Raw genomic sequence first — 16,586 nt, forward strand, 5'->3', positions numbered from 1 at the left:
TCCAAGGGTTAAAAGCGGAGAAACAAGAGTCTGGAACCATTGAATTTACGGATGCAAAAACAGGAAAGTTTTTGTTTTACATCCAGCGTCCGTTTATGTATGATTCATCGAAGGAAGGCAATGTTTCGGAACAAGTGACTCAAGAGATTACTCCTGTCGATGATGGGTTTATCTTAACGGTCACGGCTGATGAGTCCTATTTAACCGATCCGAAGCGTGTGTATCCAGTCGTGATTGACCCGTGGATTGATGTGTTCCAAGCACAAGATACGTTTGTGGCGAGCGGAACGTCCAGCAATTACGGCAACTTAAATTACTTGTCGGTCGGGAAAGACCCGACACTTGGCAAAACGCGGACCTATCTAAAATGGACCTTGCCCCCGATCCCAAATGCAAAAGTTACAGGGGCAAGCGTTGGTGTGTACCAGTATGTTCCTAACTCCTCCACACCAGCCGGACCATCCATTTCCTTACATCAGGTCACAAGCGCATTTAACGCATCTATCATCAATTGGAGCACACAGCCAAGCTTTGATCCAACTCCGGTCTCCACCAAATCAGAAACAAAAGCCGGATATAACTATTTTGCTGTTTCGGATTTAGTCAAAGGCTGGTACGACGGAACGGTTCCGAACTATGGCGTCGTCTTAAAAACGGATGATGCGCAAGAAGCGACAGCTGCCCAAAAATTATTCTACTCAACGGAATGGAATAGTGCGGATGGGTCGCCATACGGAAAACCAAAACTCGTGATTTCGTACCGTTCGAAGAAGTTATTGGGCATTACGGATTACTGGACGTACACGCCGGATTTATTTAATGGAGAAGGAACCGCAGTAGTGAACGTGATTAACGGGAATATGGTCTATGATATTCCGGTTTTATCACTTCCTGGAAGAACGGATGCCTTCAACTTAAAAATGGTGTACAATAGCCGTTCCGACTTTGAAGATGTGTATGGATACCGCTGGACCTTCAGTGCTCAACGAAAACTCATTCCAAACAGCGATAAGACGATTGTGGAGTATATTGATGAAAACGGCACGCATTATCACTTCAATAAACAGCAATATGATACAGGCACTGCTTACTCGGCACCAGAGGGAACATTTTTTGAGTTTAACAGCACGCCAGATGGAGGATACACGCTCAAAGAGCCGGACGAAACGGTATATTATTTTGACTCCCAAGGCCGGAATACGAAAGTCGTCGACGAGAAAGGCAATACGATTTTGTACACATTTAATGGAACGACGAATCAAATCACGAAAATTAGCGAGCGGTACGGCTCGGAAACAACGGGACGCGATTTGTCTTTGGCGTATGATCCGACGACAGGACTGTTACAAAAAATTACCGATTTCCGAGGAACGGAAACGACCTTTACGTATGACAGCTTAAACGGGCACAATCGCTTGCGAACGATTACCTATGCGGCGAACCGGCCAGAGCATAAAACGATTACGTTCGATTACAATGATCAACAACAATTAATCGCGATTACGGACGGAAACGGAAATAAAGGAAAATTTGAGTATGATGATCTCAATCGAGTGTCGAAAATTATCGATCCTCGATCCGATACCATCTTTGCGCAACTCATGTATCCGTCGGTGAATGAAACCATTTTTACAGATGCCAATGGCGATCAGACGTATTACAAAAGCAATATTGATCAAGATTTAGCTACGGTCAATGTCGTTGAAATCATCGAAGACTACCAAGAGGAACATCCTTCAGTTACTCAATACGTTTGGGAAAATAATAGAATTAAGACCGTCATTGAACCAAATAAAGACACGGGAGAAGCGAATGGTCCAACGACCTCAGCTGAATATGATAGTAAAGGTAATTTAAAGAATCTCGTGTCACCGGATAACGAAAGAGAAGATAACTTCTATGACGACAAATCTAACTTAACGAGCTCAACGACCAGCTCTGGTTTGTCAGAGCAAAATGTGTACGACAGTGTCAGCAACTTATTATTCTCGACGAATCACGTAGGATTAACGGATTATTTTACGTATGACCGGTATGGAAATGCGGTGACAGAAGTCACTCCAACATCCACCTTGTACAATCCGGTAGTCAACGCGAATTTTGAGTCGGTTGGCACGAATAATTTACCGACGGACTGGCTTGTGCGCACGGGAAGCGGGTATGCGGTCAGTTCCGACCATGTATTTGGCACTCGCTCCGCCAAAATCACGTTGACGGGTACGGAAGGATCGCGTTATTACTATCAAGATGTGCCGATTAATATCACATTAGCGGACAAGACCTATACCGTAGCTGGATATATGAAAACCACGAACGTAACCGGTACAGGTGCACGAATTCGCGTTTATTTTAAGGATGTGAATAATCAGTATATCAAAGATCAAGCAGGGAATACGATTGTATACGGAAGTCCTTACGTGACAGGAACAAGAGACTGGATGCCAATTTCTTATTCCTTTACTGCACCAAGCAATACCGCTTACATTCATATCGAATGTATCTTTACAGGAGCAGGAACGGCTTATTTTGATGGCATTCAGTTAGATCAAGGGGCCATGGTAACCGAGTATGCTTCGAATGAAAACGTCAGTATGGAAGCTGGAAGTGGAACAACAATTGATAACTGGACGTTAAATGCCTTTGGTACAGGGGACGGCAGAACGACCGAGCAAGCGAAAGCAGGACAATATTCGGTCAAAATCAATGGAGTCAGCAGCGCGAGTCGTTATGTCGGACAACTTGTTTCTGTCAGCGGGAAAAAAGATGATCCGCTCACGTTATCCGGTTGGGCGTATGTGAAAAATCCAAATACTTCTGGCGAGTTTTCGTTGCAGCTATCGTTCGTCTATACGGATGGGACAACTGGAACGTTTACGATTCCGTTCGATAAAACATTGACCGATCAGTGGCAGTTTGTGAAAAAGACGTTCCGAGCGGCGAAAGATTTTAACCAAGCGAAAATTTACGGAGTCTATAACAACCAAGCCGGAACGGTGTATTTTGATAACATTAAACTGGAAGAAAAAGCTTCTACATCGACGACAACGTACAGTGCCGATGGCAACTTTGTCACATCAGAAACGGATGAATTGAACCAAACGACGTCGTACGGTTATGATGCGAATGGAAACCAGACATCCGTAACGACGCCAGGCGGACGAAAAACAACATACGCATACAACTATTTAGACCAGCTCACATCGGTGACCCTTGTCGCACCAGCGGGACAACCAAGCATTACGACTTCGTATACGTACGATGCGCAAGGGAACTTGAAAACACGTACTGACCCAAGAAACAACGTCACGACGTTTGATTATAATGCCATTAACCAAGTAACATTAGAACAAGATCCGTTAGGTAAATTTATTAAGTATGATTATGATAATAATGGAAACCTGAAGTCGGTTGAAAAAGGAAAAGACACGACGATCCTTTCGAAGCAGGAATTCAAATATGACCGCAAAAATCAACTAACGGAAAAATGGGTCAATGGTCAAAAGATCGTATCGTATACGTACGACTATGCGGGGAATGTAACAAGCATTCAAGCGAACGGTCAAACGTATTCATACACGTATGACACGTACAATCGTTTGAAAACGTCGCAAGAACCGGATGGATACCAGCTTCAAAACAACTATGTGACCGACCCGAACAGCAAGTCGAACGATTTGCGTAGTTCCTATGTGGAAACGATCGGCGGAAATTCGTATACGACGACGTTTGGTTATGACACGTTGCAGCGTCTATCGTCGATTCAAGTGCCGACAGGGCAAACGACCGAGTTTTACTATGATGAAAGCGGTCAACCGATTCGCATGAACGTGAAAAACAGCGCCAATACGTCTTCCTTCAGCGTGTATCAATCGTATGATGACGCCGGAAGATTAACGGGACAACATGTCGTCGGTGCGGATGCGCTGGATTTGACCTATGCATACGATGCGGATGGAAACATCGTGAATTATTTTGATGGCACGAATCCGCATACGTTTACGTATGACTTTGCCGGTCGTCTCCAGTCATGGACATACCAAGGCAACACCGTTCCATACGATTACGATGCGGCTGGGAACTTAAAAAATCCGCACGGCAAGACGCTCACTTTTAACGCAGCAAATGAAGTTGAAGGCTTTCACTATGATGAAGCAGGAAATCTTCTTCAAGATGACAAATACCAATATGAATGGGACGGAGAAGGCCGCCTGCTTACCGTCAAAGACTTAAACGGCAATACCATCGCCAGCTTCACGTACCATCCAGACGGCTTGCGGAAAACGAAAACGGTGAATGACGTCACGTACCATTACCACTATGACGGCTCGAACTTAATCCGTATCACCGATGATAACGGACAAACGGTGTGGGCGTTTACGTGGAATGATGGTGAACCTGTTAGCCTAACGAATCGAAATGGCGAAACATTCTTTTATATCACGAATCATCGCGGAGACGTTGTTCGAATTGTAGATGAAAACGGAACACCGGTAGCTTCATACAGTTATGATCCGTGGGGAAAACCTCTTTCTCCGGAGCCAACGGACGCTCGGATTGCAGGGCAGCCAATTCGCTATGCGGGATACGTATATGACGTTGAAACGCAATTGTATTATTTACAAGCAAGATATTATGATCCCGAAACAGCAAGGTTTCTTTCAAGAGACCCTGTCATTGGTACGGAAGATCTTCCGCTTACACAGAACCCGTACATTTACGCAGTAGATAATCCGGTGATGATGACCGACCCAGATGGTCAACATCCTTTAGTTGTTGCGGTCATTGTAGTGGGCGGACGTCAGGTTGTTATCTATTATGCGAAGAAGCAGATTAAGAAAAAAGCCTATAAGCTTGTTAGAAAGCAAGTTAAGAAGAAAGTTAAGGGTACGGGTAAAGTTAAGCTATTGCCTTCTTCTAAAGTACATGATGCAATAGGGAAACTTAACAGTAATCAGATAAAGCATATTATAAATGGAAGTAAAAAATCTAATCATCAATGGGAAAAACTTGTGCCTGATAAGAATTGGGGGAAAATAAAAGAAATTATCATCGATGTAATGCATAATGGTGCAGATATACCTTATAAATCTGTTTCTTCTAGAGTTAAAATGGTTAATGGACAATTGGTACAGGTGACATACAAAAAACTACCTGATGGAACAATAAGAATATCTGATGCGTGGGTGAAATAACTATGAAGGAAAAGATAAAGCAATTAATAACATCGGGTGATTTTCAAAAAGCAATAGAATATATTGAGAATGAAGATAGAAATATTTTAGAGCAAGTTGTTCTTGAATTAGGATTTGATGAAGAGAGTATAAGTGCTTATTCATTTGTCTGTTATTTGATAAATAATAATGAGACTGCATATTATCATTACTTAGCTTCAGAGTTATTAAGTACTGCATTGTGCCATTTACCAGACGCTTACGCAAGTGCATTATACCATGCTAAAAGAGCAGTTGAATTAAGCCCTGAAGATGTTAGCTTGAAAGAACATTTGTTGTTATTCCATGACATTCCAGAAAAGTTAATTAGTAAAGAAGAAGCTAAAGCAATTGCTCAAGAAATATTAAAGATAATGCCAAATAGCGAAGCTGCAAAAAATGTGTTACACAATGCATAAATTTAAAGACCTTGAAAGAGTATTATGACTCTTTCAAGGTCTTTTTTATAGGGTGTGTAGTGCCGAATAACTCCCTTTGTAGTACAACATATACAAATAACCCTTGAAACTCCTGCATGATAATTTTTAGAATTGCCTTGTACGCACAGGATGAGTTTGAAAAAGATGTCCAATTTTATAATTTTCATCAACAATAAACAGCTGAGAAATCATCAGTTATCGCCGTTTTTATCTCCAAAAACCTTACCTTTGTTTTCTCAGCGTTTAAAAAATTTTTTTCGAAACTTTTCTGCCTCTTATTCCGATTACTATAGCGAGAGAATTACTCTACCTCGATTAACTTCTGATCTAACACTTTACATATTTTTTTAATGTTGAGGGGTAGATTCTGTTTACTTGGTCTGAACAAAGATGGATGATGATGTTCGAGCGTAGCCCTGTAAGTCGAGCCAGTTCACGCTGAGAAATCCCACGTTCTTTACAGAATTTCTTTCAGTTTGATTTTAATTGGTATGATGCATCCCTTCCTCTGTTTGTATTACTTATACGATATATGAGAAAATTGTATCGGTAAAGGGATTGATTGTATTGGTTAAGCCGCCCAATACGAATGGGACGGAGAAGGAAGACTGCTTGCGGTAAAAGACTTAAGCGGAAACATAATCGCCAGCTTCACGTACCATCCAGACGGTTTGCGGAAAACGAAAACGGTGAATGACGTCACGTACCATTACCACTATGACGGCTCGAACTTAATCCGTATCACCGATGATAACGGACAAACGGTATGAGTGTTTACGTGGGCAGATGGAAAGTCGAATACCGTCATGAATTCAAGCGGTGACACGTTCTATTATGTGACGAACTACCGCGGTGATGTCGTACGTATTGTCAATGAAAATGGCGCAACAGTAGCTTCCTACAGCTATGACCCATGGGGCAAAGTCCTGTCTGTTTCAGAAGACGCGACTGTGGCTGGACAACCACTGGGGTATGCAGGGTATTATTATGATAAAGAAACGAAATTGTATTACCTCCAAGCGCGGTATTACGATCCGGAAACGGCGCAGTTTATTTCGAGGGATCCAGATCCAGGAGATGCAGACGACATCCTCACACAGAACGGATATACGTATGCGAACAACAATCCGGTGATGATGGTGGATCCGGATGGGCATTATGCTCATATTGTTATTATAGCTGGAGTGGGGGCTTATAGAGTTTATAAGATTTATAAGGTCTACAAGAAATATAGAAAGATTTCAAAAAAATATCATTCGAATAGTAAAAGAAATCCTGCGATACATCATGGATATGAAATTTATGATAAAAAAACTAATAAAGTAGTCAAAGTTGGTATTAGTGATGGAAGGATTTCTAAAAAGGGAAAATCATATCGCGCTGAAAGGCAAGTTAGAAAGTGGAATCAGCGATACAAGACAGATCGGTATGCTTCACGAATAATAAAAACTAACATACGTGGTAGGTATAATGCACTGAGATGGGAAAAAAGGCATACGGAATACATTAATAGAATCCAGCCTAACAACAAATTATCACCTCCATTTCACTATCGCCCATAAATTTAATAAAAGGAAGTGAAAAAATGACTGTTATAAGGGATATTCAACTTTCTATTCCAAGTGATATAAACTATTTTGATCATACTGTAATAGTTGACTATGATAATGGTGAGACAAGCCCCTTTACCGATTATAGGCAAAGCAAGTCCGCCATCTTTCATTATGAAACAAGATGTATTACATCACTTTATACTCGTCTTTTGCCCGAAATTCATACAGATGGGGAAAAGGGAGTTATCATTCAATGCGTACCGGATCTATCTAAATTAAGCGAGAAAGAAATTGAAATGGAAATGGTACCCGATTTTATTACTGTTTATGTTGAAATGGATTATAATCAATACTTCTCTCTTACGGATGACTTGGAAAAAAAGAAAATGGCATTAGAAGTGTTACAAGAGGGTATGGAAATACTTGCTGATGAGCGAGGATGGGATAAGCAAATTTTTCGTGAAATATACAACAAGATAAAAGAATTAAATTACAAAAATACATTTATCTATAAGAAAAAGAGCAGTCCTAATCGTAGATATATATGTAGCATTATATGTGAACACGAAGTCTCTTATGTAGATATATATTTAGAAATAAAACGTCAAAAAGGAAATAAGGTTTTAAAGAAAGAAAGATTAGTAAGAGTAGACAGACCACACGAATCTTTTTATTGGAGATATTTAGGCGATTTAACATGGACACTAAATCATAAGGTGACATTTACTGATCGTTTACATCATTTCGGGTGGGTTGTAACTTTTTTAGAAAAAGAAAACGAAACACAGATTATATGGAAAGTAAATAAAGTGTCTTATCTTTCTTCATAAACTCAATGAAAAACAGGAAAACATTGTGATAAAATATTGATTAAGGTGAAGGAAATCAGACATATTAAATAAAATATTGATTAGATAGGTCGGATTATTTTTGTAATTGTAGAACCTTAGGAGAAACGCTCTCTCCTAAGGCATTTTTTTATAATTAAAACTTTGAAAACCTTTATTAATATTAAGGGTTTTGTCTTACTTTCTGTAAGAATAAATCAGACAAGCTCGACTGTTAAGGGATGAGGCAGCGTATTTCCCTGCTCCGGTTGGAAGTAAGGCAACTCATGCATGTATATTTTTGAACTTCTATTAAGCGGATATTTCTCATTACCCGGTACTATCACCCGGAGCATGGCGTGTCCCTTTTCTTGGATCCAGACTCAGGGGATGCGGATGATATTCCCACGCAGAATGGGTATGCGTATGCGAACAACAACCCAGTGATGTTGGTGAATCCGGATGGGCATAGGGCTAAATTTTTTAAAGAAATATATAAGAGATTGAAAAAATTAAATTTTAAAATTCATAAAATTGGGCGAATAAAGGGGGAAAACGATTCGGGTAAAGGATATTGGGGAGTTCTTTATTCTACTAAAAAGAATGGTAAAAGAAAATATAGATCTATAGAATTCCATACTCCGCATTTCAATCACGGGTATCATTTACAAAGTAATAAATTTACTAAGGACCATCCTCATTTTAAAGGTAAGTATTATAGGAGTGGAGAAGCTTGGAGGATTACAATATGGAAAGCGAAAAATCGGAAAAAATAATGATTATTAATTTTTTAACGAGGGGATTGTAATGAAGTTTTTTAAAAATATTTTTTTTTAGAAAGTATGAACAATTTGCTAAAAACCTTGGTTATAATACATGGGCGGAAGCAAGAGACAATACATTCTTCATATTTCATATACCAGAAGACGGAGGATGGTATGTTACTGAATTGCCAAATAAAACTTGGGCCGTGTGGAACAATGAGGGGGATCCTCCCTATAGTTTTGTTACTTTTTCAACATGGAGTGAAACGATAAGGTATTTAAGAAAGTTGTTTAGTGAATATGGCTATCCTGAAACTTATTGGTCTCCAGAAGGGTATGACATTAATGACGATATCTATTTAAATCCTCCTCAAAAAGATAAGAAGTTGTAAATAAAACATTATCTTTAAAATAAAAGGCAGATTTCTCATTGTTCAGAAATCTGCCTTTTAAAGCAATTGAATTTGCTGGAGAAGGTCACCTGATTTATGTGAAAGATTTAAGCGGAAACACCACCGCCAGCTTCACGTACCATCCAGACGGCTTGCGGAAAACGAAAACGGTAGGATCTACTACGTACCATTACCACTATGATGGCTCCGACTTAATCCGTATCACTGACGATAACGGCCAAACGGTATGGGCGTTTACGTGGGCGAATGGAAAGCCGAACACCGTCACGAATTCAAACGGCAACACCTTCTACTATGTGACAAACTATCGCGGCGATGTCATGCGTATCGTGGACGAAAATGGAGCGACGGTGGCTAGTTACAGCTACGATCCGTGGGGCAAAGTCCTGTCTGTTTCAGAAGATACAGGAGTCGCTGGACAACCACTTGGATATGCCGGGTATTATTATGATAAAGAAACGAAATTGTATTACCTTCAAGCGCGATATTATGATCCGGAGACGGCGAGGTTTATCTCAAGGGATCCAAATCCGGGAGATCTAGATAATCCAATTTCACAAAATGGATATGTATATGTTGACAATAATCCTATAACGTATGTTGATCCAGACGGAAATAAATCAAAAAAACCTAAAAATGATCCAACGGACACAGTCTTAACGGTAACCACAGCGCTAGTTTCTCTTGTATCTACTTTACGTGAAATGGGAATATACTTCTTGAAAGTAAGCTGGCATGCTGCAGAAAGAATGATTGAAAGAGAAGTTACATCTAAGATGATAGCCAAGGCTATAAAACATGGTAAAGTATATTATGATCCTTGGTATAGTTCATATGTATATTATTACAATGGTTTAGCGGTTGCGGTTACCAAAGGTAAGACAATAACAACTGTTTATTGGGGAAAGCCTAAAAAGAGATGGATAAAAATAAAATAACTCGTTTGGAAGGATGATCATTAACTATGTTTTTTAAAAAACGTTGTAATCACCAAAGATCCTATAAAGTGGAAGCAGATTTTGCTGATCCTATTTGGTGTGCAGAGTGTAATTGGAATATTGATATTGACGATTTGCCAATCTCTGAGGAATTAAAGAAGGATTTTGTAAAATGGGTAGTAGAATACCAGAAAGAAATGTCACTACTAAAGGAACAGGAATCCGAACATTTCCAAGAATTTGTATCTAAACATAATGACGAGGGAAGAAGGTTAACAGAAAGATTAATAAGGGAACTAGGGGAAAATATATCAATAACTTTTGTCCCTGTTTCTGAACTCTAAATTTTCCACCCAAGGGTTTTTGAACCCTTGGGTGAAGTATCTCAGCCATAATATATTGGAATTGTCTTATGAGGTGGTAAGAATGGGAATTGTATTTCATTTGACAAAAAATGTGAATAGTGATTTATCAATGATTAGGTTATCAATACATGGAGTTATTTTCCGCTTTTTAAAACAATATGAGCATCGTATTAATGTTGACTTAAGTAAATTGTTGAAAATAAAAGTTAATGATTTTATTTATTTTTATGAAGAAGAAGTTCAAGAAATACGGGAGATTAGCAAAGATTTACTTAATGAGCTTAAAAGCGGCCGTTTAGACCATAATATTGTGGAATATAGGGAACGATACGGGTTGACCGAAGACGATATTAATAAAGAGGATTTAATAGAACTTGCATTACATCTTTGGCATCTCTGTGATACGACTCTTAGTACCGGAAAATTGCTTGTGGCATATGGTTCCGTTTTCGATTGGATTTCTACTGGAGATTAAATAAACATTATTGTCTATCATTTGTTCCCGGACTTCAGACTGATCAACAAATTAGATTATATAAGTTGAACTAAAGATTTACAACTGAACACACAAACGATCGATCGTTTGTTCTGGTTTCTGGTTGATTCTCTGAATAAAGGCTTGGACATTCTTTCTAATTTCTTGCACACTCGAATAGAACACGTTGTAAATCACGTCTGATTTCAGCCATTTCCATAGCCCTTCAATCAAGTTCAATTGCGGACTGTATGGTGGCAAAAAGACGAGCTCTAGCCGTTCTTCGGCTTCTTTTAAAAATGGCTGAATGAGTTTGGTATGGTGAATTCGAGCATGATCTAAAATCATCACAACTTTACCTGTAGGATAGCATTCTAACACAAGTTGAAGAAACCGAAGAAATGTTTGTGCATCATAGCGTTCTTCTTCGATGCAAAATACCTCCCCTGTTTCGTCGTTCAACGTGCCAATCAGCTTCAGCCCCCGATGTTTTCCAAACGTCGGAATGATTCGTTGCTTTCCTTTGATAAACCATGTTTTTTGAATCGCTTGGTAATCACGGATCATCGATTCATCTTGAAAAAGGACATATACGATGTTCCCATCTACCAGTTTTTTTACTTCTGGGAAAGTGATTTCGACGAATTCTTTTTGTTTCTCTTCATCAGCATTGGCTAGTGTATAGGTCGGTTTCGTATAACTTAGCCCCAACCGATGCAGAATGTCACTTGTTCCACGAAGCGTGTACGTTGGTCCCCACTTTTGTTGAATGAGTTCAGCGATCATCGCAAGCGTCCGGTTATATTTCGCTTCGAATCCAACATCTACGGGGAGCCGATGTTCAATGATCCAAGCCAACTCTTTTTCCTGTTCAGGGGTCAATCGACGTGGAGCACCGGGTGAATATTTCATCTCTAGTCCGTCAAGACCTCGCTGAGTGTAGGCATGGATGTAGTTATAAACGGTTTTTTTGGATCGACCAATAATCGTTGCGATTTCTTCCTTTGCGTATCCCTGCAAATGAAGATAAATCGCTTGGTAGCGTTCATATGCCCGTTTACTTTTTGCTTCTTTCATGGCGGTGGACAACTTTTCGATCTCGTCTTTGTGATTCGGCATCGTATTTTCTCTCCGTTCCCCTATTTTCTATTTATTCGCCGTGGCACGGAAGAAAACCTTTATTGCAACTTATATAGCTTAAAATATTTACATTCTACAGGAGATAGGTTTATGAGGAAAGTCGCTAAAATTGTATTAAGTAAAAGCCCTTTCTCCCAAACGGAGCCACAAACACTGATTGAAAAGTATGGAAAATATATTAAATTCGAATGTATATGGATATTCCCGAATACCATGAGCTTTTACTAGAGGTTCGTGCGAATTTATTAAGAATATCCCAAGGATTTGAGCTGGAATATTCAAAAGAAGATTATGACCGAGCTAGCTATTTTATACTAGGCTCTCTTCGATTAGTAGACAGTGTTTACGAGGATGAACCAGAAGCGCTCTATGTCAGACGTTGTACCCGTTGTAATGTTTACATCGATCAAAAACAAGACTTGATCATTAAGAAAAAAACGTTTCGTCCTAAAATGGTTGCAATGGCTTGGGAGGAAGAATTGATCGTTTCTCCCGATGTTAAATCCCTTATAGAGAAAAATGGCTGGGAACATGTTGAATTTAGGCCTGTGTTTAACAAGGTGAAAAAGACTAGTCCCATTGCGAATCAACTGATAGTGACTCACATCCTTCCTCCTATTCATGATAAAACGGAACTAAATCGAGTAGCTCCTTGTCCATCTTGCCATTTTAAAAGCTTCCGCTTAACTCGGGAACATGCGATATACTATGCGCAAGAGGAGATCGACCAATTTGCTGATTTTAATCGGACGTTCGAATATTTTGGTTCTGGATTTTTCCCAAGGCCTTACGTAATCGTTTCAAAAAAAGTACGCGATTGTTTTTTGAAACATCAAATGAAGGACGCCACGTTTGAACCGATCTTTTTCTGTTAATCTTCATCTGGCTTGAGGAGTGATGATGCTTTGAAGTCCCCTTTGATTCGGAACTCCAAATATTACACTGAGTGAGCCAAATCAAAGGGGTTTTTTAATAATGTTAACCAAACAACAAAAATGGTTGACAGTAATATCCCCATCCGGCAAAATAGAAAACAATAAGGGGGGAGAGTGTGTGGGACAGGCGATATTTATTACCGGCACAGGAACGGACATCGGCAAAACGGTCGTGACGTCGGTTTTGGCGTTTGCGGTCGAACAAATGGGCAAGAAAGCTATCATTTATAAACCAATTCAAACGGGATTGGCGGAAGATGGCCGTTCGTTTGCGGAACGTTACTGGTATGAAACGAAAATGGGACAAAAAGCGGCAAGTTTGTATTGTATGGAGCCAGCGGTGTCGCCGCATTTTGCTTCTCGTTTAGCGAATACGACGATTGAGCCGGCAGCTATTCAAGCAGAATTAGTGAAGCTCACCGCGCAATATGACGTCGTGTTTGTCGAAGGAGCTGGAGGGCTTTCCGTGCCGCTGATTGAAAGAGAAGACGGATTTTATATGACAAAAGATTTAATTCACGACTGCGGGCTTCCGATTGTGATTGTGTCGTTAGCAGGGCTAGGAGCGATTCATCACGCAACTACTACTGTTTTGTATGCAAAGCACCACGCATTGCCGATCATCGGGCTTGTCGTTAATCAATTTGATAGCCAAAACGACATTCATGTCGATAACGTTCGAACGCTTCAGCGGCTATTAGATGTGCCGTTGCTTACAACGCTCCCTGTCGTCGACCTTTCGCGCCAGTCACTGCAAGCAGTTGCGAAAGCGTTGCTACAAAAAGGAGAGCAAACGGAATGGTTAAGGAGGCTAGTCGAATGACGTATCGCTACGAACAATTAGAACAATGGGATAAACAATACGTATGGCACCCGTTTACGCAAATGAAAACGTACGTCGAAGAAAAACCGTTGATTATCGAACGGGGGGAAGGGAGCTATTTGTTGGATGTCGAAGGTAATCGCTATTTAGACGGCTATGCCTCCCTTTGGGTAAACGTTCATGGGCATAATGACCCGGAGTTGAACGAAGCGCTTCATAAACAAGTCGAAACAATCGCCCACTCGACGTTGCTCGGTTCAGCGAATGTGCCGTCCATTTTATTGGCAAAAAAATTAGTGGAATTATGGCCGGGGATGGCAAAAGTATTTTATTCGGACACAGGGGCAGCGGCAGTCGAAATCGCGCTCAAAATGGCGTATCAATATTGGCAAAATATTGATCCGGTTCGATACGCAAAGAAAACGAAATTTGTGTCGCTAAAAGAGGCATACCATGGCGATACGGTTGGTGCGGTCAGCGTTGGCGGCATGGAATTATTCCATCGTATTTTTCAACCGCTATTATTTGAACGAATCGAAGTGCCGTCGCCGTATGTCTACCGAATGGACGAATATGGAAATGAAGAAGAAATCGTTCGCTACTGCTTACAACAGCTGGAAAACGTACTTGCCGAACAACACGAATCGATCGCCGCAATGGTTGTGGAACCGCTCGTACAAGGAGCAGCAGGAATTATTACCCATCCAGTTGGTTTTTTAAAAGGGGTCGAAACACTTTGTCGAAAGTACGGGGTATTGCTTATTTGTGACGAAGTAGCGGTTGGATTCGGTCGGACGGGGACGATGTTTGCGTGTCAGCAAGAAAACGTGCTTCCAGACATCGTTTGCCTTGGCAAAGGGATTACCGGCGGATATATGCCGCTTGCAGCGACGCTGACAACGGAAGCGATTTACGAAGCGTTTTTAGGCGATATTACCGAAAACAAAACGTTTTATCACGGCCATACATATACAGGTAACCAACTTTCCTGTTCGGTCGCTCTCAAAAACATTGAACTGATGGAAAAACGTAACCTCGTTGTTGATGTCGAGCGAAAAGCGAAAAAGCTTGCGAACAAATTGCAAACGCTATATGAGTTACCGGTCGTTGGCGACATTCGCCAAAAAGGGTTGATGATCGGCATTGAAATTGTCAAAGACCGCCGGACGAAAGAAACGTTCGCTCGTGCGGAACAGTTTGAGCATCGGACTATTTTGGAGGCGCGGAAACGAGGACTTATCATTCGTCCGCTTGGTCCGGTGTTGACGTTTATTCCTATCTTGGCGATGACGGACGAACAGTTAGAAACAGCGGTCGATATTTTGTTCGACTCGATTGCCTATATGATTACCCAATAATCGTTGCCTATTTTGGCAACGGTTTTTCTTTTTATTGGACATTCGCCCACGCCCTCCGCGTTTGTCCTACATATGTATAAAGTGTAACAACGAGAGGAGGCATGCAACGATGAATGAGCATTTACTTCAAGAGGAGCGAATTTGGCGGCCGTGGGGGTTTGGTTTCGGACGTCCATGGGGCTTTGGATTTGGGCGCCCATGGGGGTTTGGTTTTTGGCGTCCTAGACCATTTTTTGTCGGTCCATTTTTTGGCGGGTTTTTAGGTGGGTTATTAGGCAGTGCGTTAATCCCTCCGTTTTATGGATATCCATATTATGGTTATCCATACTACTATCCGTACGGACCAACTTGGTAATCGTTTGAAAATTTTTATTGTGATTGTGAGAGGAGAATCAGGATGATTCGACACCATCCATATGAGGAACGATGGTTTTTTGCCGGTCCGTTTTTTGGCGGATTATTAGGTGGATTGCTTGGCAGCGCATTGATTCCGCCGCTTTTCTACGGTCCAAGACCATACCCGCCATTTCCACCTTACCCAATGTACCCTCCGTATTATCCGTATGGAGGATACGGGTATTAACAAGCTCCCCCGTACGATTTGTACGGGGAAAGCCATTTATTGTAGGGTGTTTTGGTATGGGAATTGATTTGTATATCCCTGGAATTGCTGGTACGCTTGTTGCAGCTGTTGTTCGTTCGCTGGTTCAAGTTTGTACCATCCTTTACGGAACATGAGATTGTACAGTTCCCGCTGGCAATTTTGCGTTTCCGTAAAAATATTCAGCACGTCTTGATACAGTTGTTGATGGCTTGCCTCATGCAAAAACGTACTGTAGGAAGACGTCATATATTTTTCCGTCGTCAACATGTCATTCAAAAAGTCGCGCTCGTTCATTTGTGGTGTTTTCGGCACTTGCTTTTCTTGATTTTGAATGGCCATTGTGTCCCCTCCTTTATTGTAGCGGTGTCGTCGGTTGGTTTGGTTGTTGCAACTGTTGCAAAATTCGCTCATAATGGCGCTGATGCATTTGACCCGCCCGCTCGATGGCGGCAACGATTTCTTGATCTTGGCATTGTGACGCAAAAAAATGCGCTTTTTTCATCGCTAACAAGTTCCATGACATCATGTCTGTTAAATAAAGCGCATCTTTGGTTGAAATGACTTGTGGCGGCTGTGGCATAACTGCCTGTTGTGCTATAGTTGGTTGTTGCATTTTCATACGTCCAACTCCTTTCTAGGTTCATGATTCGGTTGTAGATTATCCGTTTTAGGGCAAAATATACATAAGACGAATTTTGTCGAAAAAGATATTCGATGATAAGAAAACATGTTACAATCATG

General features: G+C 40.8%; 16 protein-coding genes and 2 pseudogenes. 13 read left to right on the plus strand and 5 right to left on the minus strand.

The features are described from left to right. Together M4I42_RS14110 and M4I42_RS14115 are read left to right on the plus strand one after the other, a co-directional pair. The coding region (locus tag M4I42_RS14110; protein WP_268852750.1) for a DNRLRE domain-containing protein at window positions 1–5,192 on the plus strand (5,192 nt) is incomplete at its 5' end. Window positions 5,193–5,194: 2 nt separating this feature from the next. Continuing rightward, window positions 5,195–5,629 carry a hypothetical protein gene (locus tag M4I42_RS14115; protein WP_111645829.1) on the plus strand — a complete coding sequence of 145 codons (435 nt, stop codon included), beginning with the start codon at window positions 5,195–5,197 and terminating at the stop codon, window positions 5,627–5,629. A gap of 322 nt (window positions 5,630–5,951) precedes the next feature. On the opposite strand, the pseudogene M4I42_RS17190 reads toward M4I42_RS14115, so the two are convergent. Both M4I42_RS17190 and M4I42_RS14125 read right to left on the minus strand, forming a co-directional pair. Further along, window positions 5,952–6,143: pseudogene (locus tag M4I42_RS17190) on the minus strand (helix-turn-helix domain-containing protein). A gap of 78 nt (window positions 6,144–6,221) precedes the next feature. Further along, window positions 6,222–6,353 (minus strand): hypothetical protein, encoded by a 132-nt coding sequence (locus M4I42_RS14125; protein WP_268852751.1) that lies wholly within the window; start codon window positions 6,351–6,353, stop codon window positions 6,222–6,224. Window positions 6,354–6,486: 133 nt separating this feature from the next. Here M4I42_RS14125 and M4I42_RS14130 point away from each other — a divergent pair, with 133 nt between their 5' ends. From M4I42_RS14130 to M4I42_RS14155, 6 genes and pseudogenes are all read left to right on the plus strand, one after another. Continuing rightward, window positions 6,487–7,212, plus strand: coding sequence for an RHS repeat-associated core domain-containing protein (locus M4I42_RS14130; RefSeq protein ID WP_268852752.1), 726 nt, complete (start codon window positions 6,487–6,489; stop codon window positions 7,210–7,212). A 23-nt stretch (window positions 7,213–7,235) separates the two neighbouring features. After that, a complete protein-coding gene (locus tag M4I42_RS14135) occupies window positions 7,236–8,033 on the plus strand; it encodes a hypothetical protein (protein WP_268852753.1) in 798 nt (265 codons plus the stop codon). A gap of 320 nt (window positions 8,034–8,353) precedes the next feature. Then, window positions 8,354–8,806: pseudogene (locus M4I42_RS14140) on the plus strand (hypothetical protein); the annotation flags it as partial. 418 nt (window positions 8,807–9,224) lie between these two features. Further along, window positions 9,225–10,145 carry an RHS repeat-associated core domain-containing protein gene (locus tag M4I42_RS14145; protein WP_268852755.1) on the plus strand — a complete coding sequence of 307 codons (921 nt, stop codon included), beginning with the start codon at window positions 9,225–9,227 and terminating at the stop codon, window positions 10,143–10,145. 26 nt (window positions 10,146–10,171) lie between these two features. Next, entirely contained in the window at window positions 10,172–10,489 is a 318-nt protein-coding gene (locus M4I42_RS14150; RefSeq protein WP_268852756.1) for a hypothetical protein, read from the plus strand. Between the two features lie 82 nt (window positions 10,490–10,571). Continuing rightward, entirely contained in the window at window positions 10,572–10,985 is a 414-nt protein-coding gene (locus M4I42_RS14155) for a hypothetical protein (RefSeq protein WP_268852757.1), read from the plus strand. 78 nt (window positions 10,986–11,063) lie between these two features. Here M4I42_RS14155 and M4I42_RS14160 read toward each other — a convergent pair whose 3' ends face one another. Further along, window positions 11,064–12,104, minus strand: coding sequence for an IS630 family transposase (locus tag M4I42_RS14160; RefSeq protein WP_268852758.1), 1,041 nt, complete (start codon window positions 12,102–12,104; stop codon window positions 11,064–11,066). A gap of 215 nt (window positions 12,105–12,319) precedes the next feature. Here M4I42_RS14160 and M4I42_RS14165 point away from each other — a divergent pair, with 215 nt between their 5' ends. The 5 genes from M4I42_RS14165 to M4I42_RS14185 all read left to right on the plus strand — a co-directional run bounded on the left by M4I42_RS14165 (window position 12,320) and on the right by M4I42_RS14185 (window position 15,824). After that, on the plus strand, window positions 12,320–13,000 hold the full coding sequence (locus tag M4I42_RS14165) for a hypothetical protein (RefSeq protein WP_268852759.1): 681 nt from the start codon (window positions 12,320–12,322) through the stop codon (window positions 12,998–13,000). Window positions 13,001–13,178: 178 nt separating this feature from the next. Next, window positions 13,179–13,883: a dethiobiotin synthase gene (bioD, locus tag M4I42_RS14170; protein ID WP_268852760.1), complete on the plus strand. Its 705-nt coding sequence runs from the start codon at window positions 13,179–13,181 to the stop codon at window positions 13,881–13,883. Next, window positions 13,880–15,241, plus strand: a complete 1,362-nt coding sequence (bioA, locus tag M4I42_RS14175) for an adenosylmethionine--8-amino-7-oxononanoate transaminase (RefSeq protein WP_268852761.1) — start codon at window positions 13,880–13,882, stop codon at window positions 15,239–15,241. Before bioD ends, bioA begins: the two co-directional genes overlap by 4 nt. Window positions 15,242–15,350: 109 nt before the next feature. Further along, window positions 15,351–15,596: a hypothetical protein gene (locus tag M4I42_RS14180; protein ID WP_268852762.1), complete on the plus strand. Its 246-nt coding sequence runs from the start codon at window positions 15,351–15,353 to the stop codon at window positions 15,594–15,596. 42 nt (window positions 15,597–15,638) lie between these two features. Next, the gene (locus M4I42_RS14185; protein WP_268852763.1) at window positions 15,639–15,824 is read left to right on the plus strand and encodes a hypothetical protein; all 186 of its coding nucleotides are present in this window, start codon (window positions 15,639–15,641) and stop codon (window positions 15,822–15,824) included. 36 nt (window positions 15,825–15,860) lie between these two features. On the opposite strand, the gene M4I42_RS14190 is transcribed toward M4I42_RS14185, so the two are convergent. Both M4I42_RS14190 and M4I42_RS14195 read right to left on the minus strand, forming a co-directional pair. Further along, window positions 15,861–16,184 carry a spore coat protein gene (locus M4I42_RS14190; protein ID WP_268852764.1) on the minus strand — a complete coding sequence of 108 codons (324 nt, stop codon included), beginning with the start codon at window positions 16,182–16,184 and terminating at the stop codon, window positions 15,861–15,863. A 13-nt stretch (window positions 16,185–16,197) separates the two neighbouring features. Then, a complete protein-coding gene (locus M4I42_RS14195) occupies window positions 16,198–16,464 on the minus strand; it encodes a hypothetical protein (protein ID WP_268852765.1) in 267 nt (88 codons plus the stop codon). Window positions 16,465–16,586 lie beyond the last annotated feature (122 nt).

This window comes from Anoxybacillus sp. J5B_2022, assembly GCF_026847645.1.
Taxonomy (GTDB): domain Bacteria; phylum Bacillota; class Bacilli; order Bacillales; family Anoxybacillaceae; genus Anoxybacteroides.